General features: G+C 40.7%; 15 protein-coding genes, 2 tRNA genes and 1 pseudogene. 6 read left to right on the top strand and 12 right to left on the bottom strand.

The features are described from left to right. Positions 1-2: 2 nt before the first annotated feature. Positions 3-1,931, bottom strand: a complete 1,929-nt coding sequence (gene thrS / locus HNW13_RS06935; RefSeq protein ID WP_162023125.1) for a threonine--tRNA ligase — start codon at positions 1,929-1,931, stop codon at positions 3-5. A 496-nt stretch (positions 1,932-2,427) separates the two neighbouring features. On the opposite strand from thrS, the gene HNW13_RS06930 reads away from it, so the two are divergent. Then, on the top strand, positions 2,428-2,628 hold the full coding sequence (locus HNW13_RS06930; protein WP_101088269.1) for a CPXCG motif-containing cysteine-rich protein: 201 nt from the start codon (positions 2,428-2,430) through the stop codon (positions 2,626-2,628). An 89-nt stretch (positions 2,629-2,717) separates the two neighbouring features. Here HNW13_RS06930 and HNW13_RS06925 read toward each other — a convergent pair whose 3' ends face one another. Next, complete coding sequence (locus tag HNW13_RS06925) at positions 2,718-3,332, bottom strand: riboflavin synthase subunit alpha (RefSeq protein WP_101088268.1); 615 nt, start codon at positions 3,330-3,332, stop codon at positions 2,718-2,720. 29 nt (positions 3,333-3,361) lie between these two features. Between HNW13_RS06925 and HNW13_RS06920 the strand changes: the two genes are divergently transcribed. From HNW13_RS06920 to HNW13_RS06910, 3 genes are all read left to right on the top strand, one after another. Further along, entirely contained in the window at positions 3,362-4,732 is a 1,371-nt protein-coding gene (locus tag HNW13_RS06920) for an MATE family efflux transporter (RefSeq protein WP_192114926.1), read from the top strand. A gap of 273 nt (positions 4,733-5,005) precedes the next feature. Beyond that, a tRNA-Val gene (locus tag HNW13_RS06915) sits at positions 5,006-5,082 on the top strand. A 48-nt stretch (positions 5,083-5,130) separates the two neighbouring features. After that, positions 5,131-5,207: transfer RNA gene (locus HNW13_RS06910), tRNA-Val, on the top strand. A 988-nt stretch (positions 5,208-6,195) separates the two neighbouring features. Here HNW13_RS06910 and HNW13_RS06905 read toward each other — a convergent pair. From HNW13_RS06905 to nhaA, 6 genes and pseudogenes are all read right to left on the bottom strand, one after another. Continuing rightward, positions 6,196-6,912: an NUDIX domain-containing protein gene (locus HNW13_RS06905; protein ID WP_310734201.1), complete on the bottom strand. Its 717-nt coding sequence runs from the start codon at positions 6,910-6,912 to the stop codon at positions 6,196-6,198. A 323-nt stretch (positions 6,913-7,235) separates the two neighbouring features. Then, positions 7,236-7,535, bottom strand: a pseudogene (locus tag HNW13_RS06900) (substrate-binding domain-containing protein); the annotation flags it as partial. Positions 7,536-8,085: 550 nt separating this feature from the next. Further along, the gene (locus tag HNW13_RS06895) at positions 8,086-9,468 is read right to left on the bottom strand and encodes an NAD-dependent succinate-semialdehyde dehydrogenase (RefSeq protein ID WP_192114928.1); all 1,383 of its coding nucleotides are present in this window, start codon (positions 9,466-9,468) and stop codon (positions 8,086-8,088) included. Between the two features lie 130 nt (positions 9,469-9,598). Continuing rightward, the gene (locus tag HNW13_RS06890) at positions 9,599-10,633 is read right to left on the bottom strand and encodes an NADP-dependent oxidoreductase (protein ID WP_101088262.1); all 1,035 of its coding nucleotides are present in this window, start codon (positions 10,631-10,633) and stop codon (positions 9,599-9,601) included. A 12-nt stretch (positions 10,634-10,645) separates the two neighbouring features. Beyond that, positions 10,646-11,803: an iron-containing alcohol dehydrogenase gene (locus HNW13_RS06885; RefSeq protein WP_162023131.1), complete on the bottom strand. Its 1,158-nt coding sequence runs from the start codon at positions 11,801-11,803 to the stop codon at positions 10,646-10,648. A gap of 1,272 nt (positions 11,804-13,075) precedes the next feature. Then, the gene (gene nhaA / locus HNW13_RS06875) at positions 13,076-14,437 is read right to left on the bottom strand and encodes a Na+/H+ antiporter NhaA (protein ID WP_192114930.1); all 1,362 of its coding nucleotides are present in this window, start codon (positions 14,435-14,437) and stop codon (positions 13,076-13,078) included. A gap of 379 nt (positions 14,438-14,816) precedes the next feature. Here nhaA and HNW13_RS06870 point away from each other — a divergent pair, with 379 nt between their 5' ends. Beyond that, entirely contained in the window at positions 14,817-15,029 is a 213-nt protein-coding gene (locus tag HNW13_RS06870) for a hypothetical protein (protein WP_011637494.1), read from the top strand. Positions 15,030-15,160: 131 nt separating this feature from the next. On the opposite strand, the gene HNW13_RS06865 is transcribed toward HNW13_RS06870, so the two are convergent. Further along, positions 15,161-15,628 (bottom strand): hypothetical protein, encoded by a 468-nt coding sequence (locus HNW13_RS06865; protein WP_101088258.1) that lies wholly within the window; start codon positions 15,626-15,628, stop codon positions 15,161-15,163. A 187-nt stretch (positions 15,629-15,815) separates the two neighbouring features. Then, positions 15,816-16,103: a coiled coil domain-containing protein gene (locus HNW13_RS06860; protein WP_162023137.1), complete on the bottom strand. Its 288-nt coding sequence runs from the start codon at positions 16,101-16,103 to the stop codon at positions 15,816-15,818. A gap of 587 nt (positions 16,104-16,690) precedes the next feature. Between HNW13_RS06860 and HNW13_RS06855 the strand changes: the two genes are divergently transcribed. Beyond that, entirely contained in the window at positions 16,691-17,299 is a 609-nt protein-coding gene (locus HNW13_RS06855) for a flavin reductase (RefSeq protein WP_101088256.1), read from the top strand. Between the two features lie 126 nt (positions 17,300-17,425). Here the strand turns inward: HNW13_RS06855 and HNW13_RS06850 are convergent, their stop codons facing one another. Together HNW13_RS06850 and HNW13_RS06845 are read right to left on the bottom strand one after the other, a co-directional pair. Next, positions 17,426-19,165, bottom strand: a complete 1,740-nt coding sequence (locus HNW13_RS06850) for a DUF885 domain-containing protein (RefSeq protein ID WP_192114931.1) — start codon at positions 19,163-19,165, stop codon at positions 17,426-17,428. A 270-nt stretch (positions 19,166-19,435) separates the two neighbouring features. Further along, entirely contained in the window at positions 19,436-21,232 is a 1,797-nt protein-coding gene (locus HNW13_RS06845) for an acyl-CoA dehydrogenase C-terminal domain-containing protein (protein WP_101088254.1), read from the bottom strand. Positions 21,233-21,377: the final 145 nt, after the last annotated feature.

Below are 21,377 nucleotides of genomic sequence, written 5' to 3'. Positions count from 1 at the left end.
ACCTATTCCTCCAACAATTTGAGACTACGGAGCGAAATCTGTTGACGTATCATCGCGGCGAAATCTTCTAGTTTTAACTTGCCTAAATCGATACCGTCACGCGTACGCACCGCTACTTCCTTATTTTCCATTTCTTGATCACCAACGACCAATAAATAAGGCACACGTCTTAGGGTGTGTTCGCGTATTTTAAAGCCTATTTTCTCATTCCTCAAGTCAAAAGATGCTCGAATACCCTGTTCTTTGAAGAATTTAACGATTTCTTCAACATAATCAGCTTGTTTATCGGTAATGTTCATTACAACAACTTGCATTGGAGCAAGCCATGTTGGGAATTTACCGGCGTATTCTTCTATCAATATACCTATGAAACGTTCTAAAGAACCTAAAATAGCACGATGGATCATTACTGGCGTCTGGCGACTGTTGTCTTCTGCGACATAAGTGGCACCCAAACGAGTCGGTAATGCATAATCGAGTTGTACTGTACCACATTGCCATGCACGATCTAAACAGTCATGCAAAGTAAATTCGATTTTTGGACCATAAAAAGCGCCTTCACCCGGTAATATTTCATATTTAATATTATTATTGGCAAGAGCTTGCTTTAAAGCGTCTTCAGCTCGGTCCCACATATCGTCATCACCAATACGCTTTTCAGGGCGAGTTGACAGTTTAACCACGATATTATCGAAACCAAATGTAGCGTATGTGTCGTATACCATTTGGATACATGCACTGACTTCATCCTGCACTTGATCATCAGTACAAAAAACATGAGCGTCGTCTTGAGTAAAGCCACGTACACGCATAAGACCATGAAGTGAACCTGATGGTTCGTTACGATGACAACAACCAAACTCTGCCATACGTAATGGTAAGTCGCGATAAGATTTTAACCCTTGGTTGAAAATCTGTACATGACCTGGACAGTTCATTGGCTTAATCGCGTATTCACGGTTTTCGCTGTTAGTGGTGAACATGGCTTCTGCGTATTTATCCCAGTGGCCAGAACGTTCCCATAAAACTCGGTCCATCATTAGAGGGCCTTTCACTTCTTGATAAGTGTATTGACCTAACTTTTGACGAATGAATTTCTCAAGTTCTAAAAATATGCTCCAACCATCGTTATGCCAAAACACCATTCCTGGCGCTTCTTCTTGCATATGGTACAAATCTAGTTGCTTACCAATTTTACGGTGATCACGCTTAGCCGCTTCTTCTAAACGCACTAAATGCGTTTTAAGGGCTTTTTTGTCAGCCCATGCTGTGCCGTATATACGTTGCAGCATTTTGTTATCAGAGTTACCACGCCAATACGCACCAGCAACGCTCATTAACTTAAAGTTTTGACAAAAACGCATGTTTGGCACATGTGGACCACGACACATGTCGATGTATTCTTCGTGGTGATAAAGCGCTGGTGTTGCGTCTTTACTGATGTTTTCATCTAAAATAGCTATTTTGTATTCTTCACCGCGTTCGCTAAAAGCATCACGAGCGTCTTGCCAAGATACAACTTTTTTAACCACATCGTAGTTAGTTTTAGCTAACGAAAGCATACGCTTTTCTAAGGCTTCTATATCCTCATGCGTCAGCTTATGATCTAAGTCGATGTCGTAATAAAATCCGTTGTCGATAACCGGGCCGATTGCCATTTTGGTTTCAGGCCACATTTGTTTGATCGCGTGACCTAATAAATGCGCACAAGAATGGCGAAGGATTTCAACACCCTCTTCGTCTTTGGCCGTGATGATAGCTAACTCTGAGTCTGCAGTGATTAAGTCAGTTGCATCTTTTAATTCACCGTTTACGCGGCCAGCAATACACGCTTTTGCTAAACCAGGGCCGATGTCTAATGCAACATCAAGAGTCGATACAGGATTGGCAAACTCACGTTTGCTGCCATCAGGCAATGTAATAATAGGCATTAAAAATTCCTTTTCCAGTGGTGACCCACACGTAGGGCCACATGGTAATTAAGTATGTTCTTTTTGAACGAGAGCACGTTAATGAAATCAAGACAGTACAGGAGTCTTAGTTACCCAAAAACGCAAGTCTCTATTCTATGTGATAAGCGGATTATTGCGCAACCATGGTGCGATGAATAACTGCAATATATGAGGTATTCAACAACATTCATTGCTTAAGATAACTGTATTGGTCAGCAGTGAATATGACTTTAGCCCACCTTTATTGTGTCTTGCATTTAGAGGATGTTTGTTGTTATAAAGATGACTATTTAGTAATGATTAACTATATTGATTACATTAAATACTGATTATTAAACAAAAAAACATAAAAATAGACTTTAATCTTATTTGTGAGTGAATAATATTGATTTGTATCTAAATCATGCTTAGGGATGACCCAAAATATAAAATGCTCACTATACTTACTGAAATGAGTCAGTGAGGAGTACTAGCAATGAGATTACTTTCGCGTGCCATTTGTTGCCCCCATTGCGGGCATCATCAATATGTCACTTTAGATGCAAGTTCTGGAGATCAAGAATATTACGACGACTGCCGTATTTGTTGTAATCCAATACACATTCGAATGCACCTAGATGATAACCGCCGAACAATTGAACTTCATATCGATTCTGACGATGAACAAATTTATTAATGCCTAGCTCGCCTGCTTAATCTTCAAAGCAGGCAAGTTAATATAGATAATTATTTTAGGTGATTATGTTGGGTGATTATGTTGGGTGATTAAGCGAGTTGCTTTTTAGCAAGAATTCGCTCCACAGTATCAACAATAACCTGTGTTTGACTGTCTATTTCGATATTAATCTTGTCGCCAACGTTATAATGATTCAAATTAGTTAACTTTAAGGTTTCTGGAATTAAATGCAGTACAAAACCACTGTCACTGACTTTACCTACCGTTAAGCTACAACCGTTTATTCCCACAAATCCTTTATAAAAGATGTAGTTCATCCATTGTGAGTCAACCTGTAATTCAATATTGTAATGCTCGTCGGTGTTACTGACAGCCTTAACCGTGGCCAGAGTATGTACATGGCCAGATAAAATATGCCCACCGATCTCAGTTCCAAACGTTAACGAGCGCTCAATATTAACCATGTCACCGACACTGGTATTACCTAGGTTAGTTACGGCTAATGTTTCTTCCATTACATCAAAAAAAACCTTATCATTTAGTATCTTGGTTACGGTAAGGCAAACCCCATTATTAGCTACGCTAGCACCTGTCACTAATCCTTGGGTTAACGGTGGTGTCATTGCGACTTCAAAGGTTTTAAGACCTGCAGCATTGTTAATCGATACCACTTCACAAGTGGCTTGAACTATACCAGTAAACATAATTCTCTCGTTCCGTTATAGGTTTTTTAATGAATAATACAGGTTTTCAAATTTCACGCTTGATAAAATTAGCGCTTCCTGTGCTGATAGCTCAAGTGACTCAAACCATGATGGGTTTTATTGACACAGTGATGGCTGGTAGAGTGAGTGCAGTAGATATGGCTGCCGTAGCTGTTGGCACCAGTCTGTGGTTACCTGCAATCTTATTTGTTCAAGGCTTGTTAATGTCCTTTACCCCTGTATTTTCACAGCATCATGGGGCTAATAATCAACAAATCATTCCATCACTCATTTTTCAGGCGGGTTATATTGCCATAATAGGTGGTATTGGGGTGATGTTATTTCTCGCATCTTCAACATATTTGCTCGACTTTATGCATTTAGAGCCAAAACTGCATTTATTAACAGTAGGTTACATAGATGCCATTTTGTGGGGTGCCCCAGCCTTCGTGTTGTATCAAGTATTACGTGGTTGCAGTGAGGGGATTTCTTATACCATGCCGACAATGGTGATAGGCTTCATTGGGTTAGCAGTCAATATACCCGCTAATTACGTGTTTATTTATGGTGGTTTTGGTATTCCTGCTATGGGTGGTGCTGGTTGTGGTGTTGCAACTGCATTAGTCTTTTGGGCCATGTTAGCTGCGATGATTATTTACATGTTAGTTGATAAAACATTTAAACAGCTCGCGCCATTTAAGCATTTTTACCGTCCTCATTTAGCCAGTATGTGGTCTATGACTAAATTGGGTATGCCAATTGCGATGGCATTATTTTTTGAGGTCAGCCTGTTTGCTATTATCGCGTTATTTTTAGCTCCATTAGGCGCTAATGTTGTTGCAAGCCATCAGATTGCCCTTAACTTCTCGTCAATTGTCTTTATGCTGCCACTATCTATAGGTATTGCTGTCTCGATACGAATTGGTTATTACCTTGGCCGTGGGCAACCAGAAATATCGGCTTTAGTCGCAAAAGTGGGTTTATGGTTATCATTCACCCTAGCCATTTTTACCGCCCTATTAACCGTCACCTTTAAGCATCAAATCGCCTTGTTGTATAACGATAACCCTGAAGTGGTCGCTTTGGCTGGTAGTTTAATGATGTTAGCTGCGTTTTATCAGATATCAGATTCAATTCAAGTAGTCGCCGCTGGAGCATTACGTGGTTATAAAGATACTCGAAGTGCTTTCTATATCACCTTGTTTTCATATTGGGTGATTGGTATTACTACAGGTTACATTTTAGGTTATACCAATTTTATTTTTGAACCTATGGGCGCACACGGATTTTGGATTGGATTAATTGCTGGCTTAACTTCGGCAGCAATTTTGTTTGCTATTAGATTGAAATACATTCAAAAGAAAGGATTTGAGTTTCAACAGATTGGCGAATCTAATTGATTTTTTGAAGTTTAAGCGACTCACATTGCTTAAGCTTGAATCAAGTTGCACAGCAAATCACCATTTAGACATATAAATGTTTTTTTTGCTTGCATGCAACAGCCTATCCCCATTAAGATAGCGTCCGCTTTGAAGCAAAAGATTTTAAAGTGCAACGTTAAACAATACACCCGTAGCTCAGCTAGTAAAAAAGAGTAGCACTACCCTCTTTTACAACGCCGGCGGTAGGGATTGGTGGTTCAATACACCAGAACATAGAAAGCAAGATATTATACACCCGTAGCTCAGCTGGTTAGAGCACTACCTTGACATGGTAGGGGTCGGTGGTTCGAGTCCACTCGGGTGTACCACTCTTCTCAAAGAGTCTAAACATTGGAATTGTAATAAAAGTAAACAATACACCCGTAGCTCAGCTGGTTAGAGCACTACCTTGACATGGTAGGGGTCGGTGGTTCGAGTCCACTCGGGTGTACCATTTCTCTTATACAAGAGAATACGGCCAGCGAAAGCTGGTTTTTTTGTGTCTAAAATTAATAGTTAATATTCACAAGCTAATAAACCCATAGCTCAGCTGGTTAGATCACTACCCTCTCTTAGTTAACGGCGGCGGTAGGGGTCGGTATTCATGTGGTAAAGCGAAGTCCACTCGGGTGTACCATTTCTTGCAGTAACTCCTCGTTTTAAAAACCTTTTTTTATTACCAAACTCTCTACGTAAAAATTTATCTGCGCCAAATCGCATTAACCTCGTGCCAAGCAGTTATTTTTCGTGTCTAGAAGTCTTACAAATTAATTCATTTCAAATTTAGCCTATAAGATAGTTAAAACTCAAAAAAATAGGCAAAAAACACCAAAATGACGTTTTGTGTCCATTTCGTGCCAAACATGTTGGCACAAGTGATTTTTGAACCTGAAATGAATGACAACTACAACTTCCATTACTGGCACGATGAATAATTTACAGTCACACAAGCCAGTTGACGTACTTTCAATCAACACCTGATGTACACCAAGTAGATAAATGTACTTTTTCAAAATGGCTTGTTCTTTTCAACCACAGCTCTGATCCGCCAACTCAGGGCAAGCGACTTAACTCTACTATTTGGTTAATTTGAACACCTGCGGTTTTCTATTTAGATTGTGAAATTTAGTGCCGTAGCAAATGGTAACCGTATTAGTCACCATTCTTTTACCGCAATTATTCGCAGCAAGTCCGCAGGCAAAGGCAAAACAGAAGGGAACGCTTAGAGAATAGTGATCAAATATTTTTGCGACCCAAGGTACATTTACCCCTCCAATTACCAGTAACAGCCCAGTAACCAATGACACAGTCATACTGTCACGCCATAGGAGTAATGCTTTGTGGGCATCTTTTATTAGTGGGTCATTTTGTAATGGTTGATAGATATGTTGATACCATACTTGATTTTGCTGCTCTGCAGATGCATCTGAGATTAGGGAATATTAATATTCGAACGTAAAACCAAATTGAGTCAGTTTTTCATAAACATGCACATCAAATCGATACAATGACGCTGCTCTGTGGGCAACATTACGTTGCTTCTCATTACAGTCAATTAATAAATTCATCTTTAATATTTTTCGGCGAAAATTGGGTTTGTCTAATGTCACACCGAGAATAGATTCATATAAATCTTGTAGTTGTAATAAGGTAAATTTTTCAGGTAACAAACTAAAACCGATCGGTTCATGTCTGACTTTGTATTTTAAGTGATTAAGGCAACTGGCCAAAATATTATCATGGTCAAACATCAGTTTAGGGACTTGTCTTACATCAAACCATTCACATTCTATGGCATTTGGACCATGCGATAAATTGGTTTCGTCAAAGCGGACCAACGAATAAAACGCAATGGTAATAATTCGTCTGGCTGGGTAACGGTCAACATCACCGAAGGCACCTAGTTGGTCTAAATATAAGTTTTCGACCCCGGCTGTGTTTTTTACAACTCGCGATGCCGCAGTCTCGAGGTTTTCGTCACTGCGAACCCAGTGACCGACTAAGCCCCATTTATTGGTTGCTAGGCCTTTATTGTATTTAATCAATAAGACTTTAAGTTTGCTGTCATGAAGGGTAAAAATAAGATTATCAACGGTTAAGTTACTAATACAATCAGCAGGGATGGTTTCTTCATCAATAACTTCGTTTATAAAATTCACAGGTAAGATCCAATTTAATATAGCGAGCTTGGTTGTACATACACACTCTGGAGATTGCCGTTGAACAACTGTGTAGTAGTAAAAAAGTCATATTCAACAGACGTTGATAATCACTTTACTCACCAAAAACATAATTGTAAATGCATGAAACAAAATCAATTTCTACTGCACATCACCAATGCACAATATTACAACAATACTTATCATCGTTGTGGCTTAGATGCGTTTTATCAACGATCACCACAAATTAACCTGCTTAAATTATTGATTGTATTTGTATTTTTCGTAAACAAACACTTCATCATCCGTAGAATAGGTCATTGCTAGACAATTGATTTACTCGACTCTCTTTGAATAATTTCAAATTCGAGAATATGACGCAACTGACTGTTTTTTAGTCCTGAAAAGTCTTTGTTTTTATTTGAGGTAAATAAGCTGACAGCTAACGTTGCCATTTCATCAATAGGCTGTCTTACCGTGGTAATGTTTGGCCACACGACCGTTGCGAGGGTTGTATCATCAAAGCCAACAACCGATAAATCATTTGGCACATTAATCCCCTGGATTTGTGCAATAGACATCACCGCAGCAGCCATATCATCGTTAGCTGCAAAAATAGCACTGGGTTTATCGTGACGAAAAAGTTATATCTTTTAATTTCAAATAACACTAATCGATTTCTAGATTTGAACAAATTCACATAATCAATAACACATAATCAATGACACATACGATGATGACGTGTGGATGATTTGTTAATGTTAGCCTCATCTCTCATGATGAAAAGACGGTGTAATGCTGATGATAGCGCTTTAGAAGTGCTTGAAATAAGGACAATTGGAGGCTTATTCAGTTTTCGCAAACCAGGCTGGCCAGTACTGAATTGGGGATATGTTTTGCATTAAGACTTTTAGTCTCGGTTAGTGGCTCCGATGATATGGTGATAGTCGACAGTGTTCCGTGATTGGCTAAGTTATTTAACGAAAATTAATTGCCGAGGGCGCTAAACGTTGCAAAGTTAACTAAGGGTCGCTAGCAAAATGAGTTAACTATTTTGATATTTTTGCATGCTTAGAAGTGTTTATGTTGATATCGCTAAACAACTCACTATTTACCGATTTATGTCCTTACTGGATAAGCCAATCCGACTAGACATCGGATTGGCAATTAGCGCTAGAACGGAGCGTCGATGTCAACAATGGCGATAAGTTTGTGGTTAACAAACTCCTTGATGCCGAGACCGACTAGCTCGCGGCCGTAACCTGAACGTTTAACACCACCGAATGGTAAATCCGCCTTAGCCATTGTCGGGTGATTGACGAAGACCATACCTGTGGATATTCGTTTCGCCACTTCTGCACCATGGATTGGGTTGGCAGTAAATACCGAACCGCCCAGACCGAACGGTGAATCATTGGCTATATGGACCGCGTCATCTTCATCTTTGGCGCGAAACATCATAGAAACAGGACCGAAGAATTCCCAATAACGTGCGGGGTTGTCTTCTGCAATTTCAGTCAAAATGGTCGGCTGAACAAAATTGCCTGAATCAGGGACAATTGGCCCAACCTCAGTTGCGGTAGCACCGTAAGAAACCGCCTGGCGAATCTTATCCTTGATTTCATCGGCTGCCGCCCTAGATGAAAGTGGCGCTAGCGTTGTGCTTGGCTCGAACGGATCACCCGCTTTGAGATTCGCAGTACCACCAATATATCCTTCAAGGAACCGATCATACACCTCATCCACAATGATCATTCGTTTTGATGACACACAGACCTGACCACCATTCCAATGTCGTCCTAGAACCGCCCAGTTAATTGTTTTCTGCATATCTGCATCGGCTAGAACAACTAATGCATCAGCACCGCCAAGTTCAAGAGTCGATTTCTTTAATGCCTTGCCTGCCTGGGCAGCAACGACTGCACCGGCCCTTTCCGACCCTGTTAATGCTACGCCCTGAACGCGCGGATCGTTAATGATCGTTTCTATCTGCGACCTTGTAGCGTATAGATTTTTGAACACGCCTTGAGGTAAACCAGCATCGAGCATTAATTTTTCGAATGCAGCCGCGGCCTGCGGAACGTTAGACGCATGCTTGAGCAACAGTGTATTACCAGCAGATATTTGTGGTGCAGCGATACGAACAACCTGATAGAAAGGAAAGTTCCATGGTTCAATCGCCAATAATACACCCAGCGGCTCACACAAAATTTCCGCATCAGCGTCGGCAACCGGTAGCTTTTGTGGAGCCAGCAATTTCTGTGCATTATTTGCATAGTAGTCGAAGATATCTGCTGACAACGCTATTTCTGCTTTGGCTTCGGATATAAGTTTACCCATCTCAATGGTGAGCAGATTGGCATAATAATCAACGTCACGGCGTAATAATTCGGCGGCGGCGTGCATTATGCGCGCACGATCAGTAAACCCAGTATTTTTCCAAAGTAAAAAAGCATCATGCGCATTTTCAATTGCTTGCTTTACCTCTGAGTCGCTTGCATCTGGGAACGTTACCAGAAGATCACCAGTGTAAGGATTGCGTGTTTCATATGTCATAATATTTACCTTTTTTGGGTAATGTACCAACAGGAGACGGGTATTTAACAACCGGCCCCCGGTGTTGTTTTGCAAAAGCTATCGCCCGAGGGCGAAGTCAGAACCATCAAGATGGTAAAATATTGACCTGTTACTTTTGACCAACATGGATTGTACGTTTGCCGAAGTTTTCGCCATTAAGAAGGCCTATAAATGCATGAGGAGCATTTTCGAGCCCTGTGATAATCTCTTCTCGGTATTTAATCTTGCCGCTTTTAACCCAACCAGTCATCTCGGCGGCGAAGTCGGGATACAGATGGCCAAAGTCATCAAAAATAATAAAACCTTGCAGCTTAATTTTCTTACGCAGGATCTGGCCCATCAGCCAGTTCATTCTATCTGGCCCTTCTGGCAATTCGGTTGCGTTATATTGTGACACCAGCCCGCAAAGTGGGATCCGAGCGTTCGGATTTAATAGCGGGATGACGGCATCAAGGACCTTACCACCGACACTTTCAAAATAGACATCGATGCCGTTTGAGTTCACCTTGGCAAGTTGGTCTGCAAAGTCAGCAACCTTATGGTCGATGCACGCGTCAAAGCCTAACTCATCTACTGCATAGGCACATTTTTCCGCGCCGCCTGCAATTCCAACCACACGACAGCCCAGCAGCTTGCCGATTTGGCCAACAGTGGCCCCGACCGGGCCGGTCGCAGCTGCCACAACAATGGTCTCGCCAGCTTTAGGGGCACCAATATGCTTCAGGCCAGCCCAAGCAGTAAAGCCAGGCATGCCTAAAATACCAAGCGCCCATGAAAGATGGGTCGAAGACTTACCGAGGTTAGTGAGCCCGGTGCCATCGGAAACAGCATAGTCTTGCCAACCATTAAAACTAAGCACGAAGTCGCCTGGAGCAAAGCCATCGATATTGGAATCAACAACTTGAGACACAGTACCGCCTATCATCACCGCGCCTATTTCGACAGGGTCTGCATAAGATGGTGCATCGCTCATCCGCCCGCGCATATAGGGGTCGAGCGAAAGGAATTCAGTCCGCAGTAGCATTTGTTTGTCGTTAGCAACAGGGATAGCGGTCTCAATCAAAGTTAACGTGTCTAGCGTAGGTTCGCCTTTAGGACGTTCTGCAAGAACCCATTGTCGATTAGTTGTGTTTGTTTGTGTCATATTCAATCTCCTTTAAAGTGACGCTTCAAGAATGCGACGGACATCAGTTGGGGTGATGTCTTTGTGTTCGCCAAGGGCTGTCATGCCATGTTCCTCCAAGGCGCGAACAATAAGTTCAATTTCTGCTGCGGCAATACCGTAGTCGCTCAATCGAGTCTTGATCCCTAATTGCTCGAAAAACGCCCGCGTGGCGTCTATTGCAGCGTCAATTCGCACAGCATCTGTGCCTTCGGTGATGCCCCAGACATTACTAGCATATTGGAGTAATTTTTCGTGCTTGTGGCCACGCTGATCATTCAATAGTGACGGTAACACGACAGCAAGAGTACGGGCGTGGTCTGTATCATTGAGCGCAGTAATCTCATGTCCGATCATGTGAGAAGCCCAATCTTGTGGCACTCCGGCACCGATTAAGCCATTCAAAGCCAGTGTGGCGGTCCACATCAGACTTGCACGAATGTCATAATCTTCTGGTGTCTTTAGCGCTTTAGGGCCAAGCTCAATAATGGTGCGTAGCAGAGACTCGGCAAAACCATCCTGCACGTGTGCGCCACTGGGGTAAGTTAGATACTGCTCGATAATATGGACAAAGGCATCTGCAGCGCCATTGGCAATCTGACGCGCAGGCAGCGTATAGGTAAGTTCAGGATCGAGGACCGAAAAAATTGGGTAGCAATGCGGACTTCTAAAAGGAAGCTTGGCTATCTTCTCAGGGTTGGTTATCACCCCACCATTGTTCATTTCAGATCCTGTAGCAGGCAATGTAAGCACCGTTCCGAACGGCATCGCCGCGGTCACTTTTTCCGTGCCGTCAGTAAGGATCTCCCAGGGGTCACCAGCATAAAGCGCCGCCATCGCGATAAATTTAGTCGCATCAATGACAGATCCGCCACCCACGGCAAGCAAAAAGGTGATGTTATTATCAGCGATTACTTTGACGGCATTAAGGGTCGTTGCATAACGAGGATTTGGTTCTATGCCACCAAACTCGACCAATGTGCGACCAGAAAGTGCTGTTCTCACTTGCCCTAATACACCGGTTCGTTCCGCGCTACCACCGCCATAGATAATCAATACTTTTGCATCTACTGGAATATGATCGTTAAGGTCTTCGATGCGGCCTTTACCAAAGAGGATTTTTGTCGGATTGTGCAAGTCAAAGTTGTTCATATTCTATGTTTCCTTCTGTTTCAATGTGAAGGCGTACGTTTATGCTGACATACGTCGATTTTTCTGTGTCTAGTATTCGAATATAGGCAGACCTGATGAACACATATACTGCGACAACTTGTAACTGCGGCGATAAAAAAGAGACTTAACAACAGCATCGCCAATATCGCTATTTTGCCGTTCATGGCAATTGCCTAGATGGAATAAAATGCGTTGATCATATTCACTTGCTTGATATCTACATTGTTATTCTTTACTAAATGGTCAACTATAATTAAATGAGTAAACCACCTAAAGTAACCACTTGAATATGTCAATACGATATTTAAATATAAAACTCGTTATTATCTCTGATTTAAGACATTTATATTTAGATATAATATTAAAATATATTTTCAGCTTGACGCTAACCATATTAAAACCAGATGATTAAAAAGAGATGATTAAAATCACTGTTAGTGCGGTGCTTTAAATAAACTAAATTATATTTTACTGTTTAGTTACACTAACATACCAATGTTAGCCTTTCCAATTAGACCAATAAATCTTAATAATTGTAAACAGTTCAGACTAAAATGATGTAATTGAGTACATCCTTTTAACAATACTAACGATTGGGATTAAGTTTTGTTTAAGTATAAAAATGATGATAGGGACTAACAATAATCAGCGTATGTTATTAGCCACATAAGATTAACTTAATAACAATTCTGAAATGTATAAATAGTTAGATAAATAGTTAGATAAATAGATAAGCATCTACGTTTTTAAATAAATCCTAACGCGCGTGACAATCAACAGTTTCAATACTGCTTATTTCATCATCCATACAGAAATGTGGGCAACCCAACACGCGGCCATGTTTCTCGATAGCTTCAACTAGTGTTTGTTGTATGTCGTCAAGGTAGGCTTTAAGTCGTTCTAAAGGTGGCCTAGTTAGTGAAAAAGGTGTTCATTTTCGGCTTTTTTATCTCCGATCCGTCGAGGATGGCCTCAGTAGTATGTTCTGATTTAGATTTGAAAAAATAGTAGCAGCCCTTCTTCACGCCGGCTCGCTCACATATAGCATCAATAGTGAGAGTGCCATAGCTGCTCTGCCACATTAAATCTAATGTTGCTTGTTGCAAACGTTCTTTACCATCACTGTTGGCCCATTTCCAGTACCTATTAATACGTTGACATTATTGACGTTAACATTATTGACGTTGACATTATTGAAATTGACTATTATCTATTCGTCTCGATACGCTAATTGGGGCTAACTAATTTAACTTAATCATCAGAAACCAAAAACAATATAGTAGCCCCTATTATCCCGGCTAATAATGAACCGAAAAGGATACCCAGCTTAGCTTGTTCGATTAAAGCGGGCTGCCCCTCAAATGCTAAGGCTGATATAAACAATGACATTGTAAAGCCTACACCCGCTAAAAATCCGATACCTATGATATGAGGAAATGTCACCCCATTAGGTAACCTTACCGCACCCACTTTTAACCCTAACCAAGCAAAAAGGCTAATACCAATGCCTTTTCCCAACACCAATGCGAGTATTATTGCTAGTGTGACCACAGTATCTTTAAATTCAGGAATCATTGTGGGTAACATTACACCTGCGTTCAAAAAAGCAAACAAAGGTAAAATAATAAGGCTAACGGGTTTGTCTAGTGTATAGCCCCAACGTAATATCGGCGCTGTACTTTGCTTGGCAATATCTTCGGCCTTTACAGCAAGTGCGTGTTGTTTTTCATTCTCAAGGATAGGAGTGTCTACACTGTCTACGTCCTTAAATTCTTGAATGACATTTTGCATTTTACGACGAAACCAAACTTTATTGGTATAAGGACGCGTCGGTACCATCATTGCAGCTAAAAGACCGGCCGTGGTTGCATGTACGCCTGATTGAAGAATAAACCACCAAAGAAAAAAACCGCCCATTAAATAGAAAATAGGTTTTCTTATGCCCAGAATGTTGATAAAAAATAACACTAATAACGTCAGAGCAGCCCACAATAATGACAGAACTTCGATTTGTTGAGTATAAAATAATCCAATAACAGCAACGGCTCCCATGTCATCTACAATGGCTAAACCCGTAAGAATAATGTAAGCAGCCCGAGGTGCTTTAGCGCCTAACAGTGTTAAAATACCTATAGCAAATGCCGTGTCTGTGGCCATAGGAACACCCCAACCTTGATACGCATTGGACGAGTCACTAATCCAAATAATGCTTGAATATATCAGTGCTGGGAGCACCATGCCCCCTAATGCCATAACAATAACTAATGCAGCATCTTTTAAATCGCTAAGAGCGCCGACCAAACATTCATATTTTATTTCTAACCCTAAAATGAAAAAAAACAACACCATCAAGCCATCATTGATCCAATAATGTAAGGAATGACTTATTGACCAATCGCCAAGAGAAATAGTTAATTTAAGTGTACTGAGTGCTTCATAACTGTGTTGCCATCCTAAGTTAACCATAAGAATTGCGGCTATTGCCGAAACCAGTAACACGATTCCAGCTACGATCTGGCTATCGATGAATGACTCTACAGGTAATGAAAACTTAAGAAAACCACGCTCTAACGGAGCATGATCACGATTTTCTTCCTTTATTTCGTAACCCATAACTTGTCTCCATCACGTTATTGCATGATTTTTAACCGAATAATGTATCCAGAACCCTTTAAAATCAATACATTAAACATCGAGTAAATACGATACCATCTTTGCTAACAAAACGGCTTTATATCCTGTCAATCGCGCTGAGATTTAATGCAAACCTAGCATCACGTTTGCCAAACCAGCGGAGCTAAGCGATTAACATTGCTGATAAACTGTCAAGACACGCCTGAGAATATGACTGTAATCGGTTTAATCAACTGACTATGTATTCTGGTCTGTTTCGGTATATTTACCATCACTATGATTGCAACATACACGGTTATATTGTTAGTGTGGTAACCCGCTATGACATAAATATCGAACAATTAACGGAGCGAAACTAATGGGATCTAACAATACTGATCAACATAAACACAGTATCGCGACTTTTGCAGCTTTGAAAACCGCCATTGCAAATGATGAAGAGCAGTTAGTAAAGGAATTATTGGCAGATGAACCGATGCAAGAGCTTGAGAAAAGCTACCTCCTTGACCTAGCCCATCTAAACAATAATCGTACTATCATAAAATTACTTGAAGATATTCCTGAAAAATAGCTAAACAAAGAAATATAGTGTGTTGATGTCCTCTCTATTTAGCTAGCCATTTTCCCTTAAGAGAATCGCCGCTTATAGCGGCGAATAAATACTTATCTAAGCGATACATAAAAACCATTGTTCACAAATGACTATATACTTTCCTCTTCTCTTTTTTCTATAGTAGCGCTTAATTTTTGATATATACCAAGTGCGACAATTAAGATAGCTGATACCATAATAAGTAAGGCTGGATAGAGCAAAAGGCTAAGGTCTTTCGTTCCTGCTTTAAATATAAAAACCAGTCCTTCAATGCTGACTGCTATAGTAATAATGACAATAATTTTTGTAATTGTTCGTCTTGCCTCTTTGGGATCTCGCAACTCTTTGTCCTTAAAAACCTCTTCTTCCATCATATACTGTGCTACATCAATAATGGCTGCTGCAATAATGATAGCAGCGACAGATTGAAGCATTAATGGAATAAATCCAGAATCATACTGTATGCCAGAAATGACCTCATAAATGGACCACAGCATAATTATCAAAGATAAGATGATAAGCACTACAGCTGCGAACAAATGAACTCCAGCGAAAATCTTATTAAACAGTTTTTTCATATTTTTTCCCTCTAAGAATTTATCAACCAACGTGGCCCATTCAGCTAATAATGTGTACACACATTTGAAGTGATGGTGTTCATCCAATATTGATACTTGCTTGTATCATTTAATGCATAAACTCATTAATGATTGGCCGCCATAATGTAGGGATACTATTAACTCGAGTTTCTATTATGTAGCATGCTTATTTGAATCTTGACGTCGCAGACTTAAATGCCGAACCAAGCGAATCCCAGGCGCTGTCAATACCGACTTTTATGTCTTCCCAAGCATCGTCACCGGCCTTTTTAAGCTCAGTAAGCTTTTTATTGGCAGTGTCCTTCATAGACTGAAGTTGCTCTATTTGTTTGTAGTATTCAAGCTGCTCATCAGCTGCGGCCGCATCAGCTTTTGCTTTAAGTTTGTCGATATCAGCGCTCCACTCGTCGAGCTGCGCTTGCAATTTCTTTTCGTATGCTTGTTTCTTACTCATAATGATTGTCCTTTTAAATACATTGGATACGCTATACATTTTAAGTGTTTCTAGTTTATTTGAATCACTGGGCCTCAGCATATTTGATTATTTACCGGCATAAATTTACCAGCCTAAATTTACGTTACCACGCAAGGCGGCATATTGCTCACTTCTGCCTCATTATTGCTTGTTCATGTAATATCGTTATGAAGATATGTTAATGGATCTATTTGCTACCTTTGCTCGTAAAAAAGCCTGCGATTAAAAAATTTAAGCTGTTATATGAGATACATGAGATACATGATGGTTATTTATCAAGGCAATTGACCACTGCGCAGTATCGAAATACAGTAGCTAGAAACAAACTAACATGAATAAATCATACTAGAGGTATATTGGTTTGATTTATTTAGCATTAATATCAATGAATTATAACCATAAAGCTAATGAGTCATTTACAAGCAAAAACACACTCAGATGCAATAATTTATGGCCTAGATATCATATAATGCAAATTGACGAACAATATCCCAGATGTAGCGTTAATTGGTGAAGCAGCCAATTTTGATTGATAAGGTTGCACTAGTTAGTGTTAAGGACTTTTAATGCATTTTACTAAAGAGCGCTTAGACGCGCTTGAAAAACACACCCGTAGCCATTTAATCAATTCACTGTCAGGATTTAAAAGCGCTAATTTAATAGGTACACAAGATTTACAGGGCAACACTAATTTGTCGATTGTCAGTTCGGTTATTCACCTAGGTGCCAATCCGCCGCTGGTTGGTATGATAATCCGCCCTCACAGTGTGCCGCGTCATACCTTTGAAAATATTTTACAAACCGGCTTGTATACTATTAATCAAGTCAATCAATCTATTTATGAGCAAGCTCATCAAACATCTGCTCGTTATGATAAAGATGAATCAGAGTTTGAAGCGACGGGATTAACGCCTGAATACCTATCAGACTTTAGCGCGCCTTTTGTAAAAGAAAGCCGCCTAAAATATTCAGTTAAGCTAGTAGAGCATCAACATTTAGCTATCAATGGTACCGAGTTTGTTATTGGTGAAATAGTTGACGTTTATGTAGATGATGATGCGGTTCAAACTGATGGGTTTATAGATTTACACACTATTGATACGGTAGCGATTAGCGGGCTCGATTGTTACTACACAGGCAATAAACTGGCTCGTTTGCCTTATGCTAAAAAATAGCGGTGACATAATTTTATCGTGCTTAAGCTAATTTATAGCATGTGCGGCTGCATAAAATAGCCAGAATACGAGTCGTATTTGATAAATCCCATTTAACTAAATGGGATTTATCAATATCAACGTATTTTACTTTTTAGTTAAAAAGCGTTCTTTAACGGCTTCTGCCATTAAATTGGGTGGAATTAAGCCTTGCTCTAACACAAAGTTATTAAATGCCAAGCGATCAAACTTATCGCCTAGGGCTATTTCGACGTCAGCCCTGATCTCCAATAATCGTGATAAGCCATAAAAGTAACTGCCAGCCTGACCAGGCATTCTCATGGTGTATCGATCCACTTCTTGTTTCACTGCCGCTTCTGAAAATACCACGTCATTGCGTAACAATGCATAGGCGTTTTCTTTTGTTGTTAGACCTAGGTTCAACATCGGATCTAACATGGCGCGAGCATTACGTAATAGTCGATGCTGAAGCGCTATAAGCTGTGCTTCAATAGGAAGATATGGCAACATTTCAGCTTCGGCATACAGTGCCCAACCTTCAACGTTTACGCTGTTAAAAGCATAATAAACACGAGCGAGTGACACGCCCTGCTCCAACATGACAGCAAATTGTAATTCATGGCCAGGTCTGCCTTCATGAGCACTTAATGTATAAGCAACGGCATTAAAATTAAAGTCATCGTAAGCAGCATCCCCGGTTAATGCAGGGTTACCGGTTGTCAGTACAAATTGCCCTTGTTCACCCGTATTACCAATAAACGGTGGCGGTAACATATGAGGCGCTGGACTGCCCGCAGCCTCTGCTTCGCTGGCCAATCGCATAATCATGTCGCGCTCAGGTAAATTGACCACTTTTTTCTGAGTGATTAACGCTTCAAGTTTTTTATTAATGGCTCGATAATGATCTTCAATCTTATCGTTGTCTAAAGAGTCTTTTTTAAGTGCTTTTATCACATCGCGATAATCACTTGATGGCATATTAAACTTTTGCGCAACCAACGGCGCTAACGCCTGCATGTTGGCTTTGGTTATCATATAGCTTGCTTTCGCGCGTTCAATTAACAACTCAGGTTCGATATCAATGCCAACTGTTTTGAGTTTTAAAGCGTAAATTTCTGACGGTAAGCGGAAGTCATCTCGGCTAGTTGGAATAACGGTTTTTTCTGCCCACTGACGGTAATCTGCAATTTGCTGCTTTAGTAGCGACAGATTATCATCGGCTTTTATGAATTCATTTTTCTCAAACAACTGCTGCAAACCTTGCAATAAGGTATCGATTCTTGCCAGGGCTTGGTTTACTTCTTCTTTTGTTGGCCCCATTAATTTTTTGTTGGCTAATGCGGCTTCATACAAGGTTTTTGCTTGTTCAGTTAACGCAGGTTGACCCGTTTTACCGACATAACACGCTAAACGAGTATTAGCCGCTTGTTTACGTGTATCTGACATTTGATCATCTAATAATGCCGACACGCCTCTAAATATAATTAACGGCACGTCCACCCAAGGCAACATGTATTTGTCTTCTAATTTACCCGAGGCAATGGTCTGATCAATATTGTTGATAATAATGTTGAGGTCTTGACGAACCTGCAATGACTTTTCAGTATTAAGCGCTTGTAACAACGACTTTTTACTGGTTTCAAGAGTACGAATATACTTATCTTGTTGTGCCTTAGTAATGCTGCTGCATTGACTATCGGTTTCAGTAATGCCAATTGAACTTGCCATTTCAGGTTGAAATTGACTCGTTACCTGAATTTGCTTGTTGGTGTATGCATTACTGACATCAACCCAGGATTCCGCTGATGATGTCAACGGAATAAGAGCAAGTAGTGGAATCACAGACGTGAGTATTTTGCCTGACATCGGCTTAGTCCTTTTTTTATGATGAAGTGATTACTATAACCGAATAAAGATCTAAAGTGATGAGCGCTGAATTAACTAATCTGTAACGAATAGTGATCAACAAATCAGGTTATAAAGTAGACCCTTTTAAAGTAATGATTAGAAAAACAGTCAGTGCATGAGTTACATCTGTATTGTTACTTCGCAGCCAATAAAAAACCGCAGCGATTGACGCTGCGGCTTGTTCTATCGAGAATATAATCGATTTTAGCGGATGAGATAATTGCTCAATTAAAAAGCAAAGTCTTCGCTATCAAGTGCCATCATAGAATCGACACCATTGGCAATACATGCCGCATGACCTTTAGCCCTTGGCAGCATGCGCTGCATAAAGAACTGAGCTGTTTTGATTTTAGCCTCATAGAACGCTGGCTCGGTGGTGCCTGCAGCCAATTTATCTTGCGCCACTTTCGCCATTTTCGCCCAGAAGAAAGCGAGTGTGACGTAACCGGCATACATCAAGTAATCCACAGACGCCCCGCCGATTTCATCCGGGTTCTTCATCGCCTTGCCACCAATTAACACGGTCAGTTCATGCCACTCTTTAGCATAAGCCATAATCGGTTTAATAAACTCAGCCATGGCTGGGTTATCCATGTTTTGTTGGCAGAATACGGTAACGTCTTTAGAGAAAGGCTTTAATACTTCACCCTGAGTACCAATAATTTTACGAGCCAGTAAGTCTAATGCCTGAATACCGGTAGTACCTTCATATAAACAGCTAATCTTGGTATCGCGCATTAACTGTTCCATGCCCCACTCTTTGATAAAGCCATGACCACCAAAAATTTGCACACCGTGGCTGGTACATTCAAAACCCAGCTCTGAAAGGAATGCTTTAGCAATCGGCGTTAATAAGGCTAACTTTGTTTCAGCATCAGCTTTAATGGCTTCGTCTTTTTCGGCATGGCCAATATCAACTAGCTGGGCAAGATACGAAATTAACGCACGGCCACCTTCAGCAATCGATTTCTGAGTTAACAGCATTCTACGAACATCTGGATGAACAATGATTGGGTCAGCTGGGCCGTTAGGATTTTTAACCCCGCTGATTGAACGCATTTGTAGACGATCTTTTGCGTATGCCAAAGCCCCCTGGAATGACGCTTCAGCAGCCGCAACACCTTCACTAGCAACGCCAATACGGGCAGCATTCATAAAGGTGAACATGCACTTAAGGCCGCGATTCGGTTCACCAATCAAATGCCCAGTTGCACCATCAAAATTAATTACACAGGTCGCGTTACCATTAATGCCCATTTTGTGTTCAATAGAACCACAACTCACGCCGTTTCTATCTGAAATGGTGCCATCTTCATTAACGTTGAATTTAGGTACGATAAATAACGAGATACCTTTATTACCTTCTGGCGCGCCAGGAATACGGGCAATAACGATATGGACAATGTTATCTGACAGGTCGTGTTCACCTGCCGAAATAAAGATTTTAGTGCCGCTCAATGAATAACTGCCATCGGCCTGTAACTCAGCCTTGGTACGCAACATACCTAAATCGGTACCACAATGCGGCTCAGTTAAACACATTGTGCCAGTCCACTTACCTTCAACTAACTTTGGCATAAATTGTTGTTTTTGAGATTCTGTGCCGTGTGCTTCAATGGTGGCTAATGCGCCATGACTTAGCCCTGGATACATGGCAAAACTATGGTTAGCACTGGAAAACATCTCAGCAATACTGATATTTAATGAATGAGGTAATCCTTGGCCACCAAACTCTTCAGACTGAGATAACGTTGGCCAACCACCTTCTACATATTGAGCGTACGCCTCTTTAAAACCATCTGGTGTGGTCACCACACCGTCGTTCCATGTACAACCTTGCTGATCGCCTATTTGGTTTAATGGTGCAACAACCTGTTCGGTTAATTTTGCCGCTTCAGCAATAATCGCATCAACCATATCGATACTGGCATCCTGGTAACCCAAACGCTGATAGTGCCCTTCACAATCTAGCAGTTCTTGCATAACAAATTTTACGTCACGAATGGGGGCTTTATATTCAGGCATTGTTACTCTCCATGTCATTATCAATCTATATCTAGTTAGTGATTATTTGGATGAATTTTTCCATGCAAATAATATTTGTTACTACCGATGCTAAGTTAACTACAAGTATTATCCAAATGCATAATAATTATATGTATACATTCGT

The organism is Shewanella sp. BF02_Schw, assembly GCF_014596695.2.
GTDB lineage: Bacteria > Pseudomonadota > Gammaproteobacteria > Enterobacterales > Shewanellaceae > Shewanella.
The sequence above is the reverse complement of the archived record's forward strand: the minus strand, read 5'-3'. Positions and strand labels throughout refer to the sequence as shown.

What these genes read in the sequence shown, in the direction of transcription:
- thrS (WP_162023125.1), bottom strand. Translation starts at nt 1,931, where the DNA reads ATGCCTATTATTACATTGCCTGATGGCAGCAAACGTGAGTTTGCCAAT.
- HNW13_RS06930 (WP_101088269.1), top strand. Translation starts at nt 2,428, where the DNA reads ATGAGATTACTTTCGCGTGCCATTTGTTGCCCCCATTGCGGGCATCAT.
- HNW13_RS06925 (WP_101088268.1), bottom strand. Translation starts at nt 3,332, where the DNA reads ATGTTTACTGGTATAGTTCAAGCCACTTGTGAAGTGGTATCGATTAAC.
- HNW13_RS06920 (WP_192114926.1), top strand. Translation starts at nt 3,362, where the DNA reads ATGAATAATACAGGTTTTCAAATTTCACGCTTGATAAAATTAGCGCTT.
- HNW13_RS06895 (WP_192114928.1), bottom strand. Translation starts at nt 9,468, where the DNA reads ATGACATATGAAACACGCAATCCTTACACTGGTGATCTTCTGGTAACG.
- HNW13_RS06890 (WP_101088262.1), bottom strand. Translation starts at nt 10,633, where the DNA reads ATGACACAAACAAACACAACTAATCGACAATGGGTTCTTGCAGAACGT.
- HNW13_RS06885 (WP_162023131.1), bottom strand. Translation starts at nt 11,803, where the DNA reads ATGAACAACTTTGACTTGCACAATCCGACAAAAATCCTCTTTGGTAAA.
- nhaA (WP_192114930.1), bottom strand. Translation starts at nt 14,437, where the DNA reads ATGGGTTACGAAATAAAGGAAGAAAATCGTGATCATGCTCCGTTAGAG.
- HNW13_RS06870 (WP_011637494.1), top strand. Translation starts at nt 14,817, where the DNA reads ATGGGATCTAACAATACTGATCAACATAAACACAGTATCGCGACTTTT.
- HNW13_RS06865 (WP_101088258.1), bottom strand. Translation starts at nt 15,628, where the DNA reads ATGAAAAAACTGTTTAATAAGATTTTCGCTGGAGTTCATTTGTTCGCA.
- HNW13_RS06860 (WP_162023137.1), bottom strand. Translation starts at nt 16,103, where the DNA reads ATGAGTAAGAAACAAGCATACGAAAAGAAATTGCAAGCGCAGCTCGAC.
- HNW13_RS06855 (WP_101088256.1), top strand. Translation starts at nt 16,691, where the DNA reads ATGCATTTTACTAAAGAGCGCTTAGACGCGCTTGAAAAACACACCCGT.
- HNW13_RS06850 (WP_192114931.1), bottom strand. Translation starts at nt 19,165, where the DNA reads ATGTCAGGCAAAATACTCACGTCTGTGATTCCACTACTTGCTCTTATT.
- HNW13_RS06845 (WP_101088254.1), bottom strand. Translation starts at nt 21,232, where the DNA reads ATGCCTGAATATAAAGCCCCCATTCGTGACGTAAAATTTGTTATGCAA.